This window comes from Tessaracoccus terricola, from assembly GCF_054776555.1.
Window position 1 is genome coordinate 940,415 of the sequence record NZ_BAAHBS010000001.1, and the last position, 19,315, is coordinate 959,729.

Below are 19,315 nucleotides of genomic sequence, written 5' to 3' on the forward strand. Positions count from 1 at the left end.
AACCGTGAGAGGGGACAGGGATGTCCGTAAGAACCAACCGTGGGGTGGCCGTCGGCGCCATCACCGCACTGGCCCTGGGTGGATTCGTCCTGCCCGCCGGCCAGGCGAGTGCCGACTGGATCTACACGCCGATCAGTCAGGACCAGATGGAGATCGTCGACACGAACTCCGCCGAGGACACCGGGGAGGGGGCCAACGGCGCCGCGGAACTCATCCTCGACGGTGACGCCGAGTCCTACTGGCACACCGAGTGGGACCCGACCGTCATCGACCCTCCGCACCATCTGACCGTCGACCTGGGCGCCACCTCCGAGGTGGGCCGGGTGCGTCTCCTCCCGCGCCAGTCCTCCAATGGCTCCGGCCGGGTGCATGAATACGAGCTCTATGCCGCCACGGGTGACTGCACCACCGCCAGCTTCGACACGCTCCTGGCTGAGGGCTCCTTCCCCGGTGACGTCGCCAGCAACGCGATCGAGCGGAGCATCACCCTCGACGAGCCGGTGACGGCGGACTGCCTGAAGATCGTCTACCTCTCCACCTGGGGCGGCCACGTCGCCGGTGAGGACACCTCGCGCGTCGAGCGGGTGGGCTCCCTCGCCGAGCTGAACGTGGACACCGCGACGTGGGACGACACCGAACCCACCGACCCGGGTGAGGCCCAGCCCATCGAGGTCGTCGTCCCAGAGGGCGCCGTCGAGATCACCGACGGTGACCTCAGCGTCCGCCTCCACCCCGACTTCCCCCAGGTGGTCGATTACCGCCTCGGCGGCGAGCAGCTCGCCGGCCGCGTCGGTGACGCGCTCACCAGCCTGCTGGTCAACGAGGTGGAGCAGGCAGTCGACGTGGCCGCCCCCGTCGTCGACGGCGCCACCGCCACCTACACCATCACCCTGCCCGACATCGAGGGCGTCTCCTTCGACGCCGTCGCCTCCGTCACGGACGGCACCTTCCGCCTCGAGCTGGCCAACCTCGCCGACCCCGAGAAGGTGGTGCAGCGGATCCGGATCCCCGGACATGACCTCGTGACCGTCGGCTCGGCCGACGCCGCCGCCCAGCTCACCGCGGGCCGCATGGGCGTCGACCGCAACCGCAACGACGACTTCTTCGTCAACGTCGCCGCCACTGCGGCAGGCGAGGTGCAGGGCTCCTGGATGGTGTTCGCGAACACCTCCACCCTCGCCGCAGCCTTCGACACCAACGCCGTCGAGGACAACCGTGGCCCCAGCAGCACCGCCGGCCGCGTGGCCGGTGACAACAACCGCTTCCTGCGCCAGATCAAGCTCAGCGACGACGGCGTCACCAAGCACGGCGTCGTCCAGGCCGGCACCTGGACCTGGCGCTCCCAGGCCGTGCAGGACTACGAGGACGTCATCGGCTACGAGGACAACCCCTTCGTCGAGGTGCGCCTCACGGGCGACCGCAACGCCGACTCCGTCGTCGACTGGCAGGACGGCGGCATCGCCCTGCGTGAGATCCTCACCTTCGGCAACGGCTCCGAGGAGGTGAAGAACGAGGTCATCTCCCGCATCCCGTTCAACATCGTCTCCCAGGCCACCCACCCGTTCCTGCGCACCCTCGACGACACCAAGCGCATCTCCCTGGCCACAGACAACCTGGGCCAGAAGGCGCTGCTCAAGGGCTACCAGGCCGAGGGCCACGACTCGGCGCACCCCGACTACGCCGGGCACTACAACACCCGCGCCGGCGGCCTCGAGGACCTCGAGGTGCTGGCCGACGAGAGCGTCGAGTTCAACACCAGCTACGGCGTCCACGTCAACGTCACCGAGTCCTACTCCGAGGCGCACGCGTTCTCCGAGGAGCTGCTCAACATGCCCCCGCAGAAGGCGTGGGGCTGGATGAACCAGTCGTACTACATCAACTCCCAGAAGGACCTGGCCACCGGCAAGGTGCTGGACCGCTTCCAGGAGTTCTGGGACGAGCGCCCGGAGAACCTGAACTGGCTCTACCTGGACGTCTACTACCCCGACGGCTGGGAGTCCCAGCGCCTCGGCCAGGAGCTGCAGGAGCAGGGCTGGGTGGTCGCCTCCGAGTGGTCCGACAAGCTCGAGCTCGGCTCGGTGTGGTCGCACTGGTCGCAGGACGAGAACTACGGCGGCTCCGGCAACAAGGGCATCAACTCCGACGTCATCCGCTTCGTCTACAACTCCAAGCGCGACACCTGGAACCCGGACCCGCTGCTGGGCAACTCCAACGTCGTCGACTTCGAGGGCTGGACCGGACACGTCAACTACAACGAGTTCATCGCCAACGTGTGGGAGCGCAACCTGCCGGTGAAGTTCCTGCAGCGCTCCGACATCGTCAAGTGGGCAGATGGTGAGATCCGGTTCGCCAACGGCACCGTCGTCACCTCCGACGTCGAGAGCATCGACGGCCACACCATCCCCACCGACCGCACCATCACCTTCGACGGAGCCACGGTGTTCGACCAGGGCGCCTACCTGCTGCCCTGGAGCGACGGTGGCGCGGACCGCCTCTACCACTACAACATCGGCGGCGGCACCACGCAGTGGGAGCTGACCGAGGCCTGGTCCTCGCAGACCTCGCTGACGCTGTTCGAGCTGACCGACACCGGCCGCGTCGAGGTGGGGGAGGTGCCCGTCGTCGACGGCGCCATCTCGCTCGAGGCCACCGACGGCGTCGCGTACGTGCTGTACCCGACCTCCGAGGTGCCCGCACCGGTCGAGCCCAACTGGGGCGAGGCCAGCAACATCTCGGACCCGGGCTTCTTCTCCGGCACCCTCGACGCCTACGACACCACCGGTGACGTCAGCGTCGTGAAGACCGACCGCGGCAACTTCCAGGCCGAGTTCGGCTCCGGCGAGGCCTCGCTGAGCCAGGCCCTGGACCTGCCCGCGGGCACCTACAGCGCCTGGGCATGGGTGGAGGTGGCGCAGGGACAGGAGCGCCCCGTCACCGTCGCCGCCACCGGCGACGTCACCCCCGCCGGCTACGCGCAGGGCGAGGACGGTTCGGTCACCAACCGGATCACGGCGTCGACGGTGCGCAACTCCACCGCCTCCGACGAGAAGCGCGACCAGGGCTTCCAGCGCCTGCGCGTGACCTTCACCACCACCGGTGGCGATGTCACCCTGGCCGTCAACGTGGGTGAGGGCGACGCCGTCGTCTCCGTCGACGACCTGCGGATCGTGGAGTTCACTCCGGCCGTCGATACCGAGCCCACCGACGAGACGGTGTTCTTCGAGGACTACGAGAACATCGACACCGGGTACTTCCCGTTCGTCACCGGCGCCACCAACCGCGGCGGCGACGCCCGCACGCAGCTGGCGGAGCGCCACGAGCCCTACTCCCAGAAGGGTTGGTGGGGCGTCGCGCTGGACAACACCGTCAAGGAGGGCGAGAAGCTCAACGACAACGTGCTCGACGGCGACTGGTCGCTGATGGCCAACAACGAGAACACCGGTGAGATCCTGAAGACCTCGCCCGGTGCCATCCCGTTCGAGACCGGACGCCAGTACCGCGTCAGCTTCGACTACCAGACCACCTACGCGGACCAGTTCCGCGTGCGGATCGGTCATGACGTGGTCCAGGCCGGCGGCAACTCCAGCGTCGACTCTGTCTCCGAGGTGCTCGGCGAGCAGCGGGAGACCGCCACCTGGTCCGCCGAGTTCACCGCCGCCGAGTGCGGTGTGGCCTACGTCGCCATCGACAAGCTGGCCGGCCCGAACACGCAGCACAACCTGACCATCGACAACCTCCGGGTGGAGGACATCGGCGCCGCCGAGTCCGGTGCCTGCCTGGCGGGCGGCATCGAGGCCCCGGGCTCCGCCCAGGCCGGTGACGACATCACCGTCACCACCACGGTCACGGCATACAACGACGAGGTCTCCGACGTCGCCCACGCGCTGCAGCTCCCCGAGGGCTGGACCGCCGAGGTGACCGAGGAGGGTGCCACGGCGCTGGCGTTCGGCGAGTCCTCCACCCAGACCTGGACCGTCAGCGTCCCGGCCGACGGTGAGGACGCGGACATCGTGTTCACCGGAACCGCCACCTTCGACGGTGCGCCTGCCACGACCACGGACACCGCCCGCGTCACCGTCGTCCCGCCGCTGCCCGGCGGCGAGGTCTACCTGTCCGACATGCGCGACCGCGTCGTCGGCACCCCCACCAACGGCTGGGGCCCCATCGAGTGGGACCTGTCCAACGGTGAGACCGGCACCGGCGACGGCGGCCCGCTGCGCATCGGTGGGGAGACCTACCCGAAGGGCATCGGCACGCACGCCAACTCGCGCGTCGACTTCGACCTCGAGGGCGAGTGCACCGTGTTCCAGGCCTTCGTGGGCGTCGACGACGTCCAGGCCAGCCGCGGCACGGTCCAGTTCCAGGTCTACGGCGACGGTGAACTCCTCACCGAGACCGACGTCCTGACCCACGCCGACGACCCGTTCGAGCTGATCGTGGACATCACCGGTGTCAGCACCCTCTCGCTGCGTGTCAACGACGGTGGCGACGGCGTCGGCAACGACCACGCCGACTGGGCCATGGCCCGCGTCACCTGCGGCGACGGTGGGGAGCCGACCGAGGAGCCCACCGAGGAGCCGACGGACGAGCCGACGGACGAGCCGACCGATGAGCCGACGGACGAGCCCACCGATGGCCCGACCGAGGAGCCGACGACGGATCCCACCGAGGAGCCGACGACGGAGCCCACGAAGCCGGGGAGCAGCACGCCGTACATCTACACGACGCCCGGCTTCCACGACTACAACGGACGTCGCTGGCACACCTACTGCGAGCCGTACTCGACGACGTTCCGCTGCACCACGGAGATCTGGGCCACCCAGGTGACCGAGACCAATGGTCGGTTCGTGAAGACCAACGGCTGGTACTTCAACAACCTCACCTACCTGCCGATCGCACGCTCCGCGTGGGCCAACAACCCGCTCGGGTACACCAACAACTGGACCTCGGACGAGGCCCGCAGCTGGTACACCGAGTGCGACACCGCCACCACGGGTGGCAACGGGTGCCGCAGCTACATCCGCGCCTCTGTGATCCAGGGCACGGAGCAGCCGGGCGGTGGCTACACCTACGAGTGGGTCACCAAGTGGGTGTTCAACAACATGGTCCTGTTCCGCTGATGCGCAACTGACCACGAGAGGGGCCGGATCCGTCGGGATCCGGCCCCTCTGTCTGCAGGGCTTGGCGTTTGGGCGGATGGGTGCGGTCCGGCCCCAATGGCGGGGGGGTGACGGCTCAGGTGGCCGGGGCGACGGGGAGGAGGACCGTGAAGCAGGTCCGGCCGGGCTGGGACTCCACCATGGTCTGGCCGCCGAAGCGCGTCACCACCGCCTGGACGATGGCCAGGCCGAGGCCCGTGGAGCGGGCCGAGGTGTGGGTGCGGGCGGCGTCGGCGCGGGAGAAGCGCTCGAAGACGCGGGGGAGGACGTCGGCGGGGATGCCGGGGCCGTCGTCGACGACGGTGAGGCGCGCCCAGCCGTCGGCCATGGCGACGCTGGTGGTCACCGTCGTGCCCTCGGGCGTGTGGGTGCGGGCGTTGGCGAGCAGATTCACCACCACCTGGTGCAGCTGGTCGGCGTCGGCGAGCACCTGGATGCCGGTGGGGGGCAGCTCCAGCTTCCAGCTGTGCGTGGGGCCGGCGGCGCGGCTATCGCTGACGGCGTTCAGCACGGTCTCCACCAGGTCCACCGGCCGCGGCTCGCTGGGGAGGTCGGCGTCGAGGCGCGCGAGCAGCAGCAGGTCGTTGACCAGCTTGGTCATCCGGGTGGACTCGGAACTGATCCGGCCGAGGGCGAACGCGGTGTCGCGGGCCGCGTCGGCGCCGTCCTGCTGGGAGGTCCGGTCCGCCAGCTCGGAGTAGCCGCGGATGGCGGCCAGGGGGTTGCGCAATTCGTGGGAGGCGTCGGCGACGAAGCGCCGCAGCTTGGTCTCCGACGCCTGCCTGGCTGCCAGCGCACCCTCGACGTTGGCGAGCATGTGGTTGAAGGCGGTGGTGAGCTGGGCCACCTCGTGGGTGGGAGGCAGGTCCGCGGGCGGGGCCACCCGGGTGGGGACGCTGACCTCGCCGGTGTGCAGGGGGAGCCGGGCCACCTCCACCGACGCCTGCCCCAGGGCACGCAGCGGCTTGGTGGCCGCGTCGGCGGTGGCCCGGGTGGCGACGGCGGCCACCGCCACGGAGACCAGCCCCAGCCCGCCGGCGAACAGCGCCAGCCAGCCGAGGCTCTGCTGCACGTTCTCCAGCGGCAGCGCCACCACCACCCGCAGGTTGTAGCTGCGTGCCTCCACCCGGTACTTGCCCATGCCGGGAACGTTCACGGTGTGCTTGCGGCCGTCGTCGTCCACCTCGAGGAGCGCGTTGGCGGCGTCCACCGTCAGCGGTTCGACGGTGCCCTGCCCGATGGTGTTGCCGCGCACGGAGCCGTTCGGCATCACCGCCACGACGATGGTGCCCTGGCTCATGCCGGGCACGTCGATGCCGGGGGCGCGGTCCCCGTAGCCGCCGGACACGGCGCGCTGCTGGCGCTCCTGGGCGGCGTCGAGCTGGTCGTCGAGCTGCCCGTAGAGGATGCTGCTGGCCGCCAGCAACACCCCGGCTGAGAGGAACACCGCGAGCACCGCGACCACCAGCGTCACGCGGGAGCGGAGCTGGCTGGAGAGGGTGCCGCGGGCGGTCACTTCGCCGCCGGTCTCAGGACGTACCCGGCGCCGCGCATGGTGTGGATCATGGGCTCGCGCCCGGCGTCGACCTTCTTGCGCAGGTAGGAGATGTAGAGCTCGACGACGTTGGCCTGGCCGCCGAAGTCGTAGTCCCAGACGCGGTCCAGGATCTGGGCCTTGCTCAGCACGCGGCGGGGGTTGCGCATCAGGTAGCGCAGCAGCTCGAACTCGGTGGCGGTCAGGTTGACCGGCTCTCCGGCGCGGGTGACCTCGTGGGACTCCTCGTCGAGCACCAGGTCTCCCACCACCAGCTCGGTGCTGCTGGCGACGGTGGTGGCGCCGGAACGGCGCAGGAGACCGCGGAGTCTGGCGATGAGTTCCTCGAGGCTGAAGGGCTTGGTGACGTAGTCGTCGCCGCCGGCGGTGAGGCCGTGGATCCGGTCCGAGACCGCGTCCTTGGCGGTCAGGAAGATCACGGGCACGTCGGGCCGCTCGGCGCGGATGCGGCGCATCACCTCGAGCCCGTCGAAGTCCGGCAGCATCATGTCCAGCACGATGGCATCGGGCTGCGTCTCGCGGGCGGTGCGCACGGCGTCGGACCCGGTCTGGGCGGTGTGGACCTCCCAGCCCTCGTAGCGCATCGCCATGGAGAGCAACTCGATCAGGCTCGGCTCGTCGTCGACGGTGAGCACCCGGATGGGCGTGCCGTCGGGGTGGCGCAGGATCTCGGACTCAGGCGTTGCCATGTGACAACTGTGCACCCTGCACCCATGGGTTGGCCAAGGTTTTCCTGTGAGTTGGCTGTGAGTCGCCTGTGCGGATCAGTAGTCGCGCGTCTGGATGGCGCCCGGGTCCGCGGTGTCCTCGCCGATCAGTTCCTCGCCCTGCTGTTCCCTCGGTTGCACGAACAGGTGGTCCAACCCGGCGCGTCCGGAGCCGTGCGTCAGGAAGATGAGCCCCACCACCGCCTGGACGGCGTTGTACTCCCAGCCGTGCTCGTGGACGTAGAAGCCCTCACCGGAGCGCAGCAGCACGATGATGCCGATGTTGAGCACGAGCATGCCGAGCCCGATCAGCGGTGTGGCGAGGCCGAACACCAGCAGGATGCCGCCGATGATCTCGAACCCGATCACCAGCCAGATCAACGTCGTCGCATACGGGATGCCGGCCTGTTCCATGATGGAGACCTCACCGGCGATCCCCGACTCCTGCCAGCGGTGCCAGCCCCGTGCCACGAGGACGACACCGATGACGATCCGGGTGATCATCAGTCCGATGTCGCGCAGGACCCGGAGGAACGATTGCATGCTGGAGGCTCCTATTCGGCTGGGGTCGACTCCTGCTCATCGTAGGGGACGGTGTCGTCATCTTCCCCCGGCTCGACGGTGCGGCCCTGGATCAGCTTGCCCGACGTGTGCGAGCCCAAGCGCTCCAGCGCGAGGCGCCCGACCATCTGCTGGTTGGTCACCACCCGCTGCGAGCGGCCGTTGCTGATGAAGGAGATGAACCAGCTCAGCAGCGTGGTGACGCGCTGCTTGAAGCCCGCGATGTAGAACAGGTGGAGGAACAGCCACGCCACCCACGCGATGAAGCCCGTCAGCCGGATGTTGCCCAGCTTCACGACGGCGGAGAAGCGCGCGATGGTGGCCATCGACCCCTTGTCGAAGTACTTGAACTCGCCGGGCTGCTGGGTGCCCTCGACGCGCGCCCGGATGTCCTTGGCCGCATGTCGGGCGGACTGGATGGCGCCCTGGGCCACGCCCGGCACGCCGGGGAACGACATCAGGTCACCCACCACGTACACGTCCGGGTGGTTCGGCAGCGTCAGGTCCTTGTTCACGATGACGCGGCCGGCGCGGTCCAGTTCGGCCCCGGACTGCTCCGCGAGGGTCTGGCCGAGCGGGTCGCCCTTCACGCCGGCGGCCCACACCTTGCAGAAGCAGTCGATCCGCTCCACCGAGCCGTCCTTGCGCTTGATGCCGACGCCGCGCTGGTCCAGTTCGGTGACGATCGAGTTCAACTGCACCTCGACGCCCAGCTTCTCGAGCTTCTTCTTGGTGGCCGCGCCCAGTTCCGGGCCGAACGGCGGCAGCACCTGGTCCGCGCCGTCGACGAGCACGACGCGGGCCTGCGAGGTGTCGATGGCGCGGAAGTCACGGCGGATGGTGGTGTCTGCCAGCTCACGGATCTGGCCGGCCATCTCGACGCCCGTCGGCCCGGCGCCCACCACCACGAAGGTCATGAGTCGACGGCGCTCCTCCGGGTCGGTCGTGAACTCGGCCACCTCGAAGGCCTTGATGATGCGCGCGCGCAGCTCGAGGGCGTCGTCGATGGTCTTCATGCCGGGGGCGAACGTCGCGAAGTGATCGTTGCCGAAGTAGGACTGGCCGGCTCCGGTGGCGACGACGAGCGAGTCGTAGGGGGTCTCGTGGTACTGGTTGTGGAAGCGCCACTTGACCACCTTGTTCACGAGGTCGACGTCCTCCACCAGGCCCAGCAGCACCTGCGCGTTCTTCTGGCGACGCAGCACCTCGCGGGTGGCGGGGGCGATCTCGCCCTCGGAGAGGATTCCGGTGGCCACCTGGTAGAGCAGCGGCTGGAAGAGGTGGTGCGTGGTCCGCGCGATCATCGTGATGTCCACGTCCGCGCGCTTCAGCGCCTTGGTGCTGAACAGGCCGCCGAACCCAGAACCGATCACAACAACTTGGTGTCGCTTCTTGTTCATCAGCCATCCTTCTGGTCTGTAGAGATCTGTGGAAATTGGTCACGCATGGGCGGTTTCGCCCGTCCAAGGGTAACTCCCGAGCCAAGTAGGCTGTTCCGAGCCGTCCCAGAAGAAAGTCCACCCCTTGTCACGTCCCGACGCCGTCAGCCGGCTGCGCACCAGCACCGCGAGCGCCCCTCGTGGCTGGTTGTGGACCGCCGTGGGAGCGTTCGCGATCGTGGTGCTGTCCCTGGCCATCGCCCTGGACATGAACGGCCTACTGGAAAGTGGGGCCAGCTGGTGGCGCCCACTGGTGACGCTGCCCGCGCACTGCCTCCTGCTGGTGGCGTGGTGGCAGCTCGGTCCGGCTTGGCGTCGCCCCCTGGTGACGCTGGCCATCTGGTGCGTCCCGCTGTTGCTGGCGCCGCCGCTGCACAGCCGCGATGCCTTCTCCTACGCCGCGCAGGGCTGGCTGATCAACAACGGTCTCGATCCCTACGCCGTGCCGTCGGGGCAGGCCGGCGATGCCGGTCTGCTGGTGGGGGTGCACTGGTTCGAGACGACGTCGGTGTACCCGCCGCTGTCCCTGGAGGTCTTCCGGATCATCTCCTGGTTGTTCGACGGTCACGTGTGGTGGAGCGTCATCGGAATGCGGCTGCCGAACCTGGTGGCCCTGGCGGTCCTGGCCTGGTGCCTGCCGAAGCTGGCGGCGCGCGTCGGGGTCTCCCGCGGCACCGCACTGTGGGCCGGGCTGCTGAACCCGCTGGTGGTCATCCAGTGGATCGGCGGCATCCACAACGACGCCATCATGGTGGCGCTCGTGGCGGTGGCGGCCCTGGTGGCGCAGGACGCCGCCTGGCGCGGCTACCGCGGCATGCTGGCCGGCGGGCTGGGCATCGGGGTGGCGATGCTGGTCAAGCAGTCCGGTGCGGTGGCGGGCGTCGCCGTCGTCGCGCTCGCGTGGGCCGCGGCGGTGCCGCACCTGGAGCAGCGCCGTCGCACCTGGTGGGCTATCGTGCGCCGCGCCGCAGCCGCCGGGGGCATGGCGGTGGCCGTGTTCGTGGCCTTCTCCTTCCTCTCCGGCTGGGGTCTCGGCTGGCGCAACCCGACGGCGGGCAGTCCCCTGGAGGCCACCAGCAACTCCCCGGTGTCCTGGGTGGCCTCGTTCATCCGCTTCCGTGAGCTGCTCCCCGACGAGACCGTCATCACGGTGCTCACCGCCCTGACCAGCGCGCTCATCGTGGCCGCGGTGGTGCTGCTGGTCATCCGCTACGGCCCCCGCCCGCCCGACGAGGTGGGCAGGCCCTGGGTGATCGCCGTCGGTTCCCTGCTGGCCTTCGCCGTCCTCGGCCCCGCCACGCAGCCCTGGTACCTGACCTGGGCGGTGCCCTTCGTGGCACTGGCCACGCCCCGGCTGCGCTCCCAGCACCTGTGGCTGGTGGCGGTGTGCGCCGCCTCGGTGATCCCCGCGCTGCAGGACCTGACCGCCCCCTACTTCTCCATGTTCATGCTCGCCGTGCCGTGCTGGCTGCTGTGGCGCCGGCTGGTGGCATCGCGCACCCCCGTGCTGCCGGCACCCCAGACCACGGTCTGACCCCGAATGGGCCGCGGACCGATGGTCCGCCCGGTGGCGCACGAATAGGTTGGGGGCCATGAACGTCGACCAACGCTGGAGCCGGGCACCCGGGCAGTGGGCCGTGCGGACGCGGGACCTGACCAAGAGCTTCGGCCGCACGGTCGCCGTCGCGGGGCTGGATCTGCACGTGCCAGTCGGTGCCGTCCACGGGTTCCTCGGCCCCAACGGGTCCGGCAAGACCACCACCCTGCGCATGCTGCTGGGGCTGGTGCACGCCGACGGCGGCCAGATGGAGATCTTCGGCCACGCCGTCCCCGAACAGCTGCCCGAGGTGATCGACAGGGTGGGCGCCATCGTCGAGTCGCCGAAGTTCTACCCCTCGATCACGCTGCGCCGAAACCTCGAGATCCTCGCCATGTCGCTCGGCGTCAACCGTCGCCGGGTCACCGAAGTGTTGCTCGAGGTGGGTCTCAGCGGCCGCGGCGACACCCGCTTCCAGCAGTGCTCACTGGGCATGAAGCAGCGCCTGGCCATCGCCGCCACGCTCCTGAAGGAACCGCAGCTGCTGATCTTCGACGAGCCCACCAACGGACTCGATCCCGCCGGCATCCACGAGATCCGCACCACCATGCGGGCCCTCGCAGACGCCGGCCGCACCGTGCTGGTCTCCAGCCACGACCTCAGCGAGATCGAGCAGGTGGCCGACTCCGTGAGCGTGATCGGCCGTGGCCGGGTCATCGCCGAGGGGGAGCTCTCGGAGTTCCTCTCCGGCGACGAGGTGAACGTCGAGATCGAGGTGGACAACAACGCCGTGGCCGCGGAGGCGCTGCGTCGGGCCGGCTACCGCAGCACCGTCGTCGGCGGCCGGCTGCACGTGACCCGGGGCGACGGCGTGCGCGCCGACCCCCGCGACGTCGCCCGCACGCTCGCCGCCGTCGACGTGTACCCCCGGCACCTGGTCGTGGCGCGGGCCACCCTCGAGCAGGCCTACCTGGACCTGACCGCCGACGAGCACCTCAGCGCCACCCAGGGTCGGCCGTCCTCGCGTCCCAGGCTCTTCGACCGGAACCGGGGTGCCTCATGACGGACCTGCTCAGGGCCGAGTTCCTGCGGCTGGTGAGCCGCCGGGTCACGTGGCTGGTGCTGCTGGCGGCGCTGCTGGTGGCCGCGCTCGGGGCCGTCACCACGAGTTCGTCCACGCGGCCGCTGGATGCCCAGGACCACGCCATCGCCCAGCGCAACTACGAGGAGAGCGTGGCCGAGCGGGACCAGCAGTGTGAGGACTTCCCCGAGGAGTGCGCCCAGTGGCCCGAGCCCGTCGTCACGGACTTCCTGCGGCAGCCCATGGACTACGAGCCGTACATGCGCTCGGTCGTCGGCTTCGGGATCCTGTTCGTCGCGCTCGGAGCGGTGCTGGCCGCGGCTCTGGTGGGGGGCGAGTTCCGCTCCGGGTCCATCTCCACCCAGCTGACGTTCACGCCCCGCCGGCTGCCGGTGATGTTCGCCAGACTCGTCGCCGCCACCACAGGGGCGGTGGCGATGACCGTCGCCTACGTCGTCACGGGCCTCGTCATCGGAACCATCTCGTTCCTGATGGTCAGGGGCGCGGGTGACCTGACGGCGTCGGCGGATCTCCCGCTGGGGATCGCGCGCATGCTGGTCACGGCGGTCCTCGTCGCCGCCCTGGCGGCCGCGCTCGCCTTCGTGACGGGCTCGACGCTGCTGGCCGTGGGGCTGGGGCTGCTGGCGCTGATGGTCTCGGAGTTCGCCATGACCAGTGCGGGCAACGTGTTCCCCAACTGGATGTGGCTGCTGCCCACCCCGAACCTGATGGCGCTGCTCTACCAGGAGTACGAGTACTACCGCTGGGACCCGGTGCTGCAGGAGTCGGTGCCGGTGGTGGTGGCCGGGTTCTGGCAGGCCCTGGCCTACGGCGTCGTGCTGGTGGCTGCGACGGTGGTCATCGGGGCGATCAGCTTCCGGAAGCGCGACCTGCTGCGCTGAGGCCGCCCGGTAGGCTGTCGGGCGTGCGTTACATCTCCACCAGGGCCGACTCCGCCTCCGAGGGCCGCCAGTTCTGCGACATCCTCCTCGAGGGGCTCGCACCCGACGGCGGCCTGTACCTGCCCGCGTCCTACCCCCGGGTGGACACCGAGACCCTGACGCGCTGGCGCGAACTGCTGCGCACCGACGGCTACGCCGCTCTGGCGTTCGAGGTGGCGTCCCTGTTCGTCGACGACATCCCCGCGGCGGACCTGCGCGGCATCGTCGAGCGAGCCTACGAACCGGGCAAGTTCATCGACCCGGCCGTCGTGCCGGTGACCCAATTGCCCGACGGGCTGTGGCTCGCGCACCTGTCCAACGGGCCCAGCGCAGCCTTCAAGGACATGGCCATGCAGCTGCTCGGCGAACTGTTCGAGTACGAGCTGGAACGCCGCGGCGCCACCATCACCATCCTCGGGGCCACCTCCGGCGACACCGGCTCGGCCGCCGAGTACGCCCTCATGGGCAAGCCGGCGGTGCGGGTGTTCATGCTCTCCCCGCTGGGCCGGATGACCCCGTTCCAACAGGCCCAGATGTTCTCCATCGACGATCCGGGCATCACGAACATCGCCGTCGAGGGCGTCTTCGACGACTGCCAGGACATTGTCAAGGGGATCAACGCCGACGCCGCCTTCAAGCGGCAGTACAACGTCGGGGCGGTGAACTCCATCAACTGGGGCCGCGTGCTGGCGCAGGTGGTCTACTACTTCGCCGCCTTCCTGCAGGTCTCGCCCGACGGTGCACCCGTCAGCTTCGCCGTCCCGTCGGGCAACTTCGGCAACATCGCCGCCGGCCACGTCGCCCGCCGGATGGGCCTGCCGATCCACCGCCTCGTGCTGGCCACCAACGAGAACAACGTGCTCGACGAGTTCTTCCGCACGGGCCACTACCGGGTGCGCAGTTCCGCGGAGACCCACGAGACGTCGTCGCCGTCGATGGACATCTCCAAGGCCTCCAATTTCGAGCGCTTCGTCGCGGACCTCCTGGGTCGCGACGGCGCCCGCGTGGCCGAGCTGTTCGGCACCGAGCTGAGGGAGCGCGGCTCCTTCGACCTCTCCGGTGAGCCGGCCTTCTCCGAGCAGTTGGAGCGCTTCGGTTTCGTCACAGGTTCCTCCACCCACGCCGACCGGCTCGCCCGCATCCGCGAGACCCACGCCGCCGACGGCACCCTCATCGACCCCCACACCGCCGACGCCGTGCACGTGGCCCGCACTCTGCTGGCCGCAGGCGAACTGGACGGGCCGGTGGTGGCACTCGAGACCGCGCTGCCCGTGAAGTTCGGCGCCACCATCACCGAGGCGCTCGGCATCGTGCCGCCCCGCCCCGCGGTTTTCGAGGGGATCGAGGACCTGCCCCGCCACGTCGTCGAGGTCCCCAACGACGCCGAGGCCGTCAAGGCGCTGATCCGCGCCGAGCTCGACTGACCGACAAGAAAATCCAGCTGGCGCATTTGCGCTCCGCAACGCCGACGTAACGCAGGGGGCCTAGGGTGGCCACATGCGTGAACTACAGTCCCGGATCATCGCGGAGATGGGCGTGCGCCCGGAGATCGACCCCGAGGCGGAGGTGCACCGTCGTGTCGGGTTCCTGTGCGAGTACCTGCGCGCCACCGGCACCGGCGGCTTCGTGCTGGGCATCTCCGGCGGCGTGGACTCCACCCTCGCCGGCCGCCTCGCCTCGCTCGCGGTGGATCGGCTGCGGGCCGACGGCGTGGAGGCCGACTTCGTCGGGGTGCGGCTGCCGCACGGCGTGCAGGCCGACGAGGCCGACGCCGTCGCCGCCATGGACTTCGTCGCCGCCCAGAGCGAGGTGACCCTCAACATCGCAGCCGCCGTCAACGGGATGGAGCAGGCGTTCGAGGACGCCACCGGCCGTGACATCGCGGACTTCAACCGCGGCAACGTCAAGGCCCGGATGCGGATGGTGGCCCAGTACGCCCTCGCCGGCGAGCGCAACCTGCTGGTGCTGGGCACCGACCACGGCGCCGAGTCCGTGGTCGGCTTCTTCACCAAGTTCGGCGACGGCGGCGCGGACGTGCTGCCGCTGTTCGGGCTCAACAAGCGCCAGAACCGGCAGCTGCTGCAGTACCTCGGCGCCCCCGAGGCGCTGTGGCGCAAGGTCCCCACCGCGGACCTGCTCGACGGGCAGCCGCTGCGCACCGACGAGGACGAGCTGGGCATCAGCTACGACAACATCGACGACTACCTCGAGGGTCGCGAGGTGCCCGGCGACGTCGCGGAGAAGATCGAGACCAAGTGGCTGCGCACCCGCCACAAGCGGACCGTGCCGGTGACCATCCTCGACGACTGGTGGCGTCCCGCTGAGTAGACTCTTCGCCATGTCCGACCACCCGGTGCCCCGGAAACGTGTCCGTGCGAGTGACGAGGAGCGCGACGCCGTGCTCACGGTCCTGCAGCAGGCCCACGCCGCGGGTCGGCTGAGCGTCGAGGAACTCGGCGAGCGGCAGGACCTCGCACTGCAGATCCGCTACCTCGACGAGGTGACAGACCTTGTGGACGACCTGCCCGAGGGATCCCACCTGCTGCCCGCAGCCGTCGCCGGCGATGCGCCGACGGTGCGCCCGAACGTCCCGCCGCCGGCCGCGTCGTCACCGGAGACGGTCTCGCTGACCGTCATGGCGGGCAAGTCCGTGGACATCGCCCCCGGGACGACGCTGTACCGCAACTTCGCCTGGTGGGGCGGCGACGACATCCACCTGGGTGAGGCCATGGGCCCCGGCGTGGTGGTCACGCTCGAGCTGCACTGCATCATGGCCGGCCACAACATCTACGTGCCCGAGGGCGTGCGCGTCATCGACGAGTCGTTGGCCATCATGGCCGGCAACGACGTGGACAGCCAGGCCAAGGGAGACGGTTCCAACGGCACCCTGGTCATCAAGGGCTTCCTGTGGTGGGCGGGCAGCGACGTGAAGCTGCAGAAGTCCACGCGCTGATGGCCGCGCGCCGGGCCCGGCTCGCGACGGCGGTCCTGGGGGTGACGCTGCTCCCCGCCTGCTCGTTGCTGCCCGCCCCGGAGCCCCCGCCGGAGGCCGCCGACCACTTCACCGACGCCGACGCCGTCGCGCTGGCCGAGGCGGTGGCGGCCGGGGACGCGGACGAGGTGCGTCGCCTCGTCGCCGAGGGCGCGGACCCTGACGCGAAGGGCCTGGACGAGCGCACCGTCCTGCAGTGGGCGATCCTGACCGAGAGCGACGACGGCCTGGTGGCGCTCCTGGACGTCGGGGCGGACCCGAACCTCAATGGTGTCTCCGGGAAGACGCCGCTGGAGGACACCGTCGACGTCGACACCCCGACGGCGGTGGGGGAGCGGATGATCCCGCTGCTGCTCGCCGGCGGCGCGGACCCCAGCGCGCAGAATGCGATCACCGGGGAGGCCCCGTTGTCGGTGGCCTGCGTGACCTCCTCCGCCCTCGCCATGCAACTGCTGATCGACGGCGGCGCCGACGTGGACGGCGCGGATCGCAACGGCGGGCGGGCGCTGCACGCGTGCGCCCGCGTCAACCGTGGTGCCCAACTCCTGGTGCTGCTGGAGGCGGGCGCGGACCCGGAGGCCACCACCAGTTCCGGCAGCTCGTTCCAGGACTACTACTTCGGCTACGACAGGGAGATCCTCAACGAGCGGGCTCTCGGGGAGCGTGAGGCGGTGATCGCCTGGCTCGAGGAGCACGGCTACGAGGTGATCCCCAAGGCCTACGGGTGAGAACTCGCAGGCCAGCGCCCGCACATCCCTGAACCGTCTCAGGGTTGAGCCTGATCCGCTCAATCCAACTTGTGATCGACCCTGCCTCGTGGCAAGGTTGAGTCATACCCGCTCAAGGGATCCAGAACTTTCGCACACATTGAGGAGTAACCCATGGCTCGTGCAGTAGGCATCGACCTCGGCACCACCAACTCGGTCGTCGCAGTCCTCGAGGGCGGTGAGCCCACCGTCATCCCCAACGCCGAAGGCGCCCGCACCACCCCATCTGTGGTCGCGTTCTCGCAGTCCGGGGAGGTCCTCGTCGGCGAGGTCGCCAAGCGACAGGCCGTCACCAACGTCGACCGCACCATCCGTTCCGTCAAGCGCCACATGGGCACTGACTGGAAGGTCGACATCGACGACAAGGACTACCGTCCCCAGCAGATCTCCGCCTTCGTGCTGCAGAAGCTGAAGCGCGACGCCGAGGCCTACCTCGGTGAGCAGGTCACCAACGCCGTCATCACGGTCCCGGCCTACTTCTCCGACGCGGAGCGCCAGGCCACCAAGGAGGCCGGCGAGATCGCAGGCCTGACGGTGGACCGCATCATCAACGAGCCCACCGCCGCCGCACTGGCCTACGGCCTGGACAAGGGCGACGTCGAGCAGACCGTGCTGGTGTTCGACCTCGGTGGCGGCACCTTCGACGTCTCGCTGCTGGACATCGCCGACGGCGTCTTCGAGGTCAAGGCCACCAAGGGCGACAACCGCCTCGGTGGCGACGACTGGGACGCGGCCGTCGTGGACTGGCTGGTCACCCAGTTCAAGAACAAGCACGGCGTGGACCTGTCGCAGGACAAGATGGCCCGCCAGCGCCTCCAGGAGGCCGCCGAGCGCGCCAAGATCGAGCTGTCCTCGGCCTCCGAGACCGCCATCAACCTGCCCTACATCACGGCCTCGGCCGCCGGCCCGCTGCACCTCGACGAGAAGCTGACGCGCGCCGAGTTCCAGCGCCTGACCCAGTCGCTGCTCGAGCGTTGCCGCGCCCCCTTCAACGCGGTCATCTCCGACGCCAAGACCTCCGTCGACAAGATCGACCAGGTCCTCCTCGTCGGTGGCTCCACCCGCATGCCCGCCGTCGCCGAGCTCGTCAAGGAGCTCACGGGCGGCAAGGAGCCCAACAAGGGCGTGAACCCCGACGAGGTCGTCGCACTGGGCGCTTCGCTCCAGGCCGGCGTGCTCAAGGGCGAGGTCAAGGACGTGCTGCTGCTCGACGTCACCCCGCTGAGCCTCGGCATCGAGACCAAGGGCGGCGTGATGACCAAGATCATCGAGCGCAACACCACCATCCCGACCAAGCGCTCCGAGGTCTTCACCACGGCCGAGGACAACCAGCCCGCCGTGATGATCCAGGTCTACCAGGGCGAGCGTGACTTCGCCCGCGACAACAAGTCGCTCGGCAACTTCGAGCTCACCGGCCTGCTGCCGGCTCCTCGCTCGGTCCCGCAGATCGAGGTCACCTTCGACATCGACGCCAACGGCATCGTGCACGTCGGCGCCAAGGACCTCGCCACCGGCAAGGAGCAATCGATGACCGTGACCGGCGGTTCCGCGCTGGCCAAGGAGGACATCGAGAAGATGGTCAAGGACGCCGAGGCGCACGCCGAGGAGGACCGCAAGCGGCGCGAGGCCGTCGAGATGCGCAACGAGGCGGACGCGCTGGTGTTCCGCACCGAGAAGCTCCTCGAGGAGAACGCCGAGCAGATCGGCGACGACGTCAAGGCGCCCGTCGTCGAGGCCCTCGACAAGCTCAAGGAAGCCCTCAAGGGCGAGAACAACGACGACGAGGTGAAGGCCGCGATCGAGGACCTCAACACCAAGGCCGCCGCCATGGGCCAGGCGATGTACGCCGCCGCCCAGGCCGCCCAGGGTGCCCAGGGCTCCGAGGCCACCGACGCCGAGGGCGGCGAGAGCACCGACGGTGCAGCCTCCCAGGAGGACGTGGTGGATGCGGAGATCGTCGAGGAGACCCCCGGCGAGGGTGAGAACAAGTGACCAACCACCCCCACGAGGAAGTCGTCGGCCCGCTGCCGCACGAGGAGTCCGAGGCCGCTGCCGAGCAGCCGCTCGAGGGCACCGTCGAGCAGCCCGCCGCGACGGCCGAGGCCGCAGCCGATTCCCCCGCCGCCGAGGCGGGGGAGGAGGCGACGGACTGGGAGGCCGTGGCCGCCGAGCGCACCGAGGACCTGCAGCGCCTGTCCGCCGAGTACGTGAACTACAAGCGTCGCGTGGACCGTGACCGCAACCTCGCCCGGCAGGCCGGGATCGAGGCCGTGGTCACGGACCTCATGCCCGTCCTGGACAGCATCTCGCTGGCCCGCACCCACGACGACCTGGCCGGGGGCTTCAAGCTCGTGGCCGACGAGTTGGAGAAGGTCACCGGCAAGTATGGGCTGGTGTCCTTCGGCGAGGTCGGCGAGGAGTTCGATCCCAACCGGCACGACGCCCTGATGGAGATCCCGATCGAGGGTGGCGTCACCGTCACCACCGTCTCCCAGGTGATGCAGCAGGGCTACGCCCTGGGCGAGCGGGTCATCCGCCCCGCCCGGGTGGGCGTCGCCAACCCGTCATAATCACAA

Annotated in this window: 14 protein-coding genes; 10 read left to right on the forward strand and 4 right to left on the reverse strand. The window is 69.6% G+C overall.

The genetic code is table 11. The features are described from left to right. Positions 1-20 precede the first annotated feature (20 nt). Positions 21-5,120: an endo-alpha-N-acetylgalactosaminidase family protein gene (locus ACYU7G_RS04050; RefSeq protein WP_461105005.1), complete on the forward strand. Its 5,100-nt coding sequence runs from the start codon at positions 21-23 to the stop codon at positions 5,118-5,120. Positions 5,121-5,235: 115 nt separating this feature from the next. On the opposite strand, the gene ACYU7G_RS04055 is transcribed toward ACYU7G_RS04050, so the two are convergent. From ACYU7G_RS04055 to ACYU7G_RS04070, 4 genes are all read right to left on the reverse strand, one after another. Then, the gene (locus ACYU7G_RS04055; RefSeq protein ID WP_461105007.1) at positions 5,236-6,675 is read right to left on the reverse strand and encodes a sensor histidine kinase; all 1,440 of its coding nucleotides are present in this window, start codon (positions 6,673-6,675) and stop codon (positions 5,236-5,238) included. Next, positions 6,672-7,403 (reverse strand): response regulator transcription factor, encoded by a 732-nt coding sequence (locus ACYU7G_RS04060; protein ID WP_461105009.1) that lies wholly within the window; start codon positions 7,401-7,403, stop codon positions 6,672-6,674. The genes ACYU7G_RS04055 and ACYU7G_RS04060 overlap by 4 nt, the downstream gene beginning before the upstream one ends. Positions 7,404-7,478: 75 nt before the next feature. Then, positions 7,479-7,964 carry a DoxX family protein gene (locus tag ACYU7G_RS04065; RefSeq protein WP_461105011.1) on the reverse strand — a complete coding sequence of 162 codons (486 nt, stop codon included), beginning with the start codon at positions 7,962-7,964 and terminating at the stop codon, positions 7,479-7,481. 11 nt (positions 7,965-7,975) lie between these two features. Then, positions 7,976-9,382, reverse strand: a complete 1,407-nt coding sequence (locus tag ACYU7G_RS04070; protein WP_461105013.1) for an NAD(P)/FAD-dependent oxidoreductase — start codon at positions 9,380-9,382, stop codon at positions 7,976-7,978. Positions 9,383-9,506: 124 nt separating this feature from the next. Here ACYU7G_RS04070 and mptB point away from each other — a divergent pair, with 124 nt between their 5' ends. The 9 genes from mptB to ACYU7G_RS04115 all read left to right on the forward strand — a co-directional run bounded on the left by mptB (position 9,507) and on the right by ACYU7G_RS04115 (position 19,309). Then, positions 9,507-10,955, forward strand: coding sequence for a polyprenol phosphomannose-dependent alpha 1,6 mannosyltransferase MptB (gene mptB, locus ACYU7G_RS04075; protein ID WP_461105015.1), 1,449 nt, complete (start codon positions 9,507-9,509; stop codon positions 10,953-10,955). A gap of 58 nt (positions 10,956-11,013) precedes the next feature. After that, a complete protein-coding gene (locus ACYU7G_RS04080; RefSeq protein ID WP_461105017.1) occupies positions 11,014-12,021 on the forward strand; it encodes an ABC transporter ATP-binding protein in 1,008 nt (335 codons plus the stop codon). After that, on the forward strand, positions 12,018-12,941 hold the full coding sequence (locus tag ACYU7G_RS04085) for an ABC transporter permease subunit (protein ID WP_461105019.1): 924 nt from the start codon (positions 12,018-12,020) through the stop codon (positions 12,939-12,941). The genes ACYU7G_RS04080 and ACYU7G_RS04085 overlap by 4 nt, the downstream gene beginning before the upstream one ends. 23 nt (positions 12,942-12,964) lie before the next feature. Beyond that, positions 12,965-14,404, forward strand: coding sequence for a threonine synthase (gene thrC, locus ACYU7G_RS04090; protein ID WP_461105021.1), 1,440 nt, complete (start codon positions 12,965-12,967; stop codon positions 14,402-14,404). 73 nt (positions 14,405-14,477) lie between these two features. Further along, positions 14,478-15,308, forward strand: a complete 831-nt coding sequence (nadE, locus tag ACYU7G_RS04095) for an ammonia-dependent NAD(+) synthetase (RefSeq protein ID WP_461105023.1) — start codon at positions 14,478-14,480, stop codon at positions 15,306-15,308. A gap of 10 nt (positions 15,309-15,318) precedes the next feature. Then, positions 15,319-15,933, forward strand: coding sequence for a DUF1707 SHOCT-like domain-containing protein (locus tag ACYU7G_RS04100; RefSeq protein ID WP_461105025.1), 615 nt, complete (start codon positions 15,319-15,321; stop codon positions 15,931-15,933). Further along, the gene (locus ACYU7G_RS04105; protein ID WP_461105027.1) at positions 15,933-16,700 is read left to right on the forward strand and encodes an ankyrin repeat domain-containing protein; all 768 of its coding nucleotides are present in this window, start codon (positions 15,933-15,935) and stop codon (positions 16,698-16,700) included. The genes ACYU7G_RS04100 and ACYU7G_RS04105 overlap by 1 nt, the downstream gene beginning before the upstream one ends. A 153-nt stretch (positions 16,701-16,853) precedes the next feature. After that, positions 16,854-18,731 (forward strand): molecular chaperone DnaK, encoded by a 1,878-nt coding sequence (gene dnaK, locus ACYU7G_RS04110; RefSeq protein ID WP_461105029.1) that lies wholly within the window; start codon positions 16,854-16,856, stop codon positions 18,729-18,731. Then, complete coding sequence (locus ACYU7G_RS04115; RefSeq protein ID WP_461105031.1) at positions 18,728-19,309, forward strand: nucleotide exchange factor GrpE; 582 nt, start codon at positions 18,728-18,730, stop codon at positions 19,307-19,309. Before dnaK ends, ACYU7G_RS04115 begins: the two co-directional genes overlap by 4 nt. The last annotated feature ends 6 nt before the right edge of the window (positions 19,310-19,315 follow it).

Excerpts from the sequence above, each read along its gene's own strand:
- ACYU7G_RS04105 (WP_461105027.1), top strand. The coding sequence starts at position 15,933 with ATGGCCGCGCGCCGGGCCCGGCTCGCGACGGCGGTCCTGGGGGTGACG.
- ACYU7G_RS04080 (WP_461105017.1), top strand. The coding sequence starts at position 11,014 with ATGAACGTCGACCAACGCTGGAGCCGGGCACCCGGGCAGTGGGCCGTG.
- nadE (WP_461105023.1), top strand. The coding sequence starts at position 14,478 with ATGCGTGAACTACAGTCCCGGATCATCGCGGAGATGGGCGTGCGCCCG.
- ACYU7G_RS04085 (WP_461105019.1), top strand. The coding sequence starts at position 12,018 with ATGACGGACCTGCTCAGGGCCGAGTTCCTGCGGCTGGTGAGCCGCCGG.
- ACYU7G_RS04060 (WP_461105009.1), bottom strand. The coding sequence starts at position 7,403 with ATGGCAACGCCTGAGTCCGAGATCCTGCGCCACCCCGACGGCACGCCC.
- ACYU7G_RS04050 (WP_461105005.1), top strand. The coding sequence starts at position 21 with ATGTCCGTAAGAACCAACCGTGGGGTGGCCGTCGGCGCCATCACCGCA.
- ACYU7G_RS04070 (WP_461105013.1), bottom strand. The coding sequence starts at position 9,382 with ATGAACAAGAAGCGACACCAAGTTGTTGTGATCGGTTCTGGGTTCGGC.
- ACYU7G_RS04100 (WP_461105025.1), top strand. The coding sequence starts at position 15,319 with ATGTCCGACCACCCGGTGCCCCGGAAACGTGTCCGTGCGAGTGACGAG.
- ACYU7G_RS04065 (WP_461105011.1), bottom strand. The coding sequence starts at position 7,964 with ATGCAATCGTTCCTCCGGGTCCTGCGCGACATCGGACTGATGATCACC.
- dnaK (WP_461105029.1), top strand. The coding sequence starts at position 16,854 with ATGGCTCGTGCAGTAGGCATCGACCTCGGCACCACCAACTCGGTCGTC.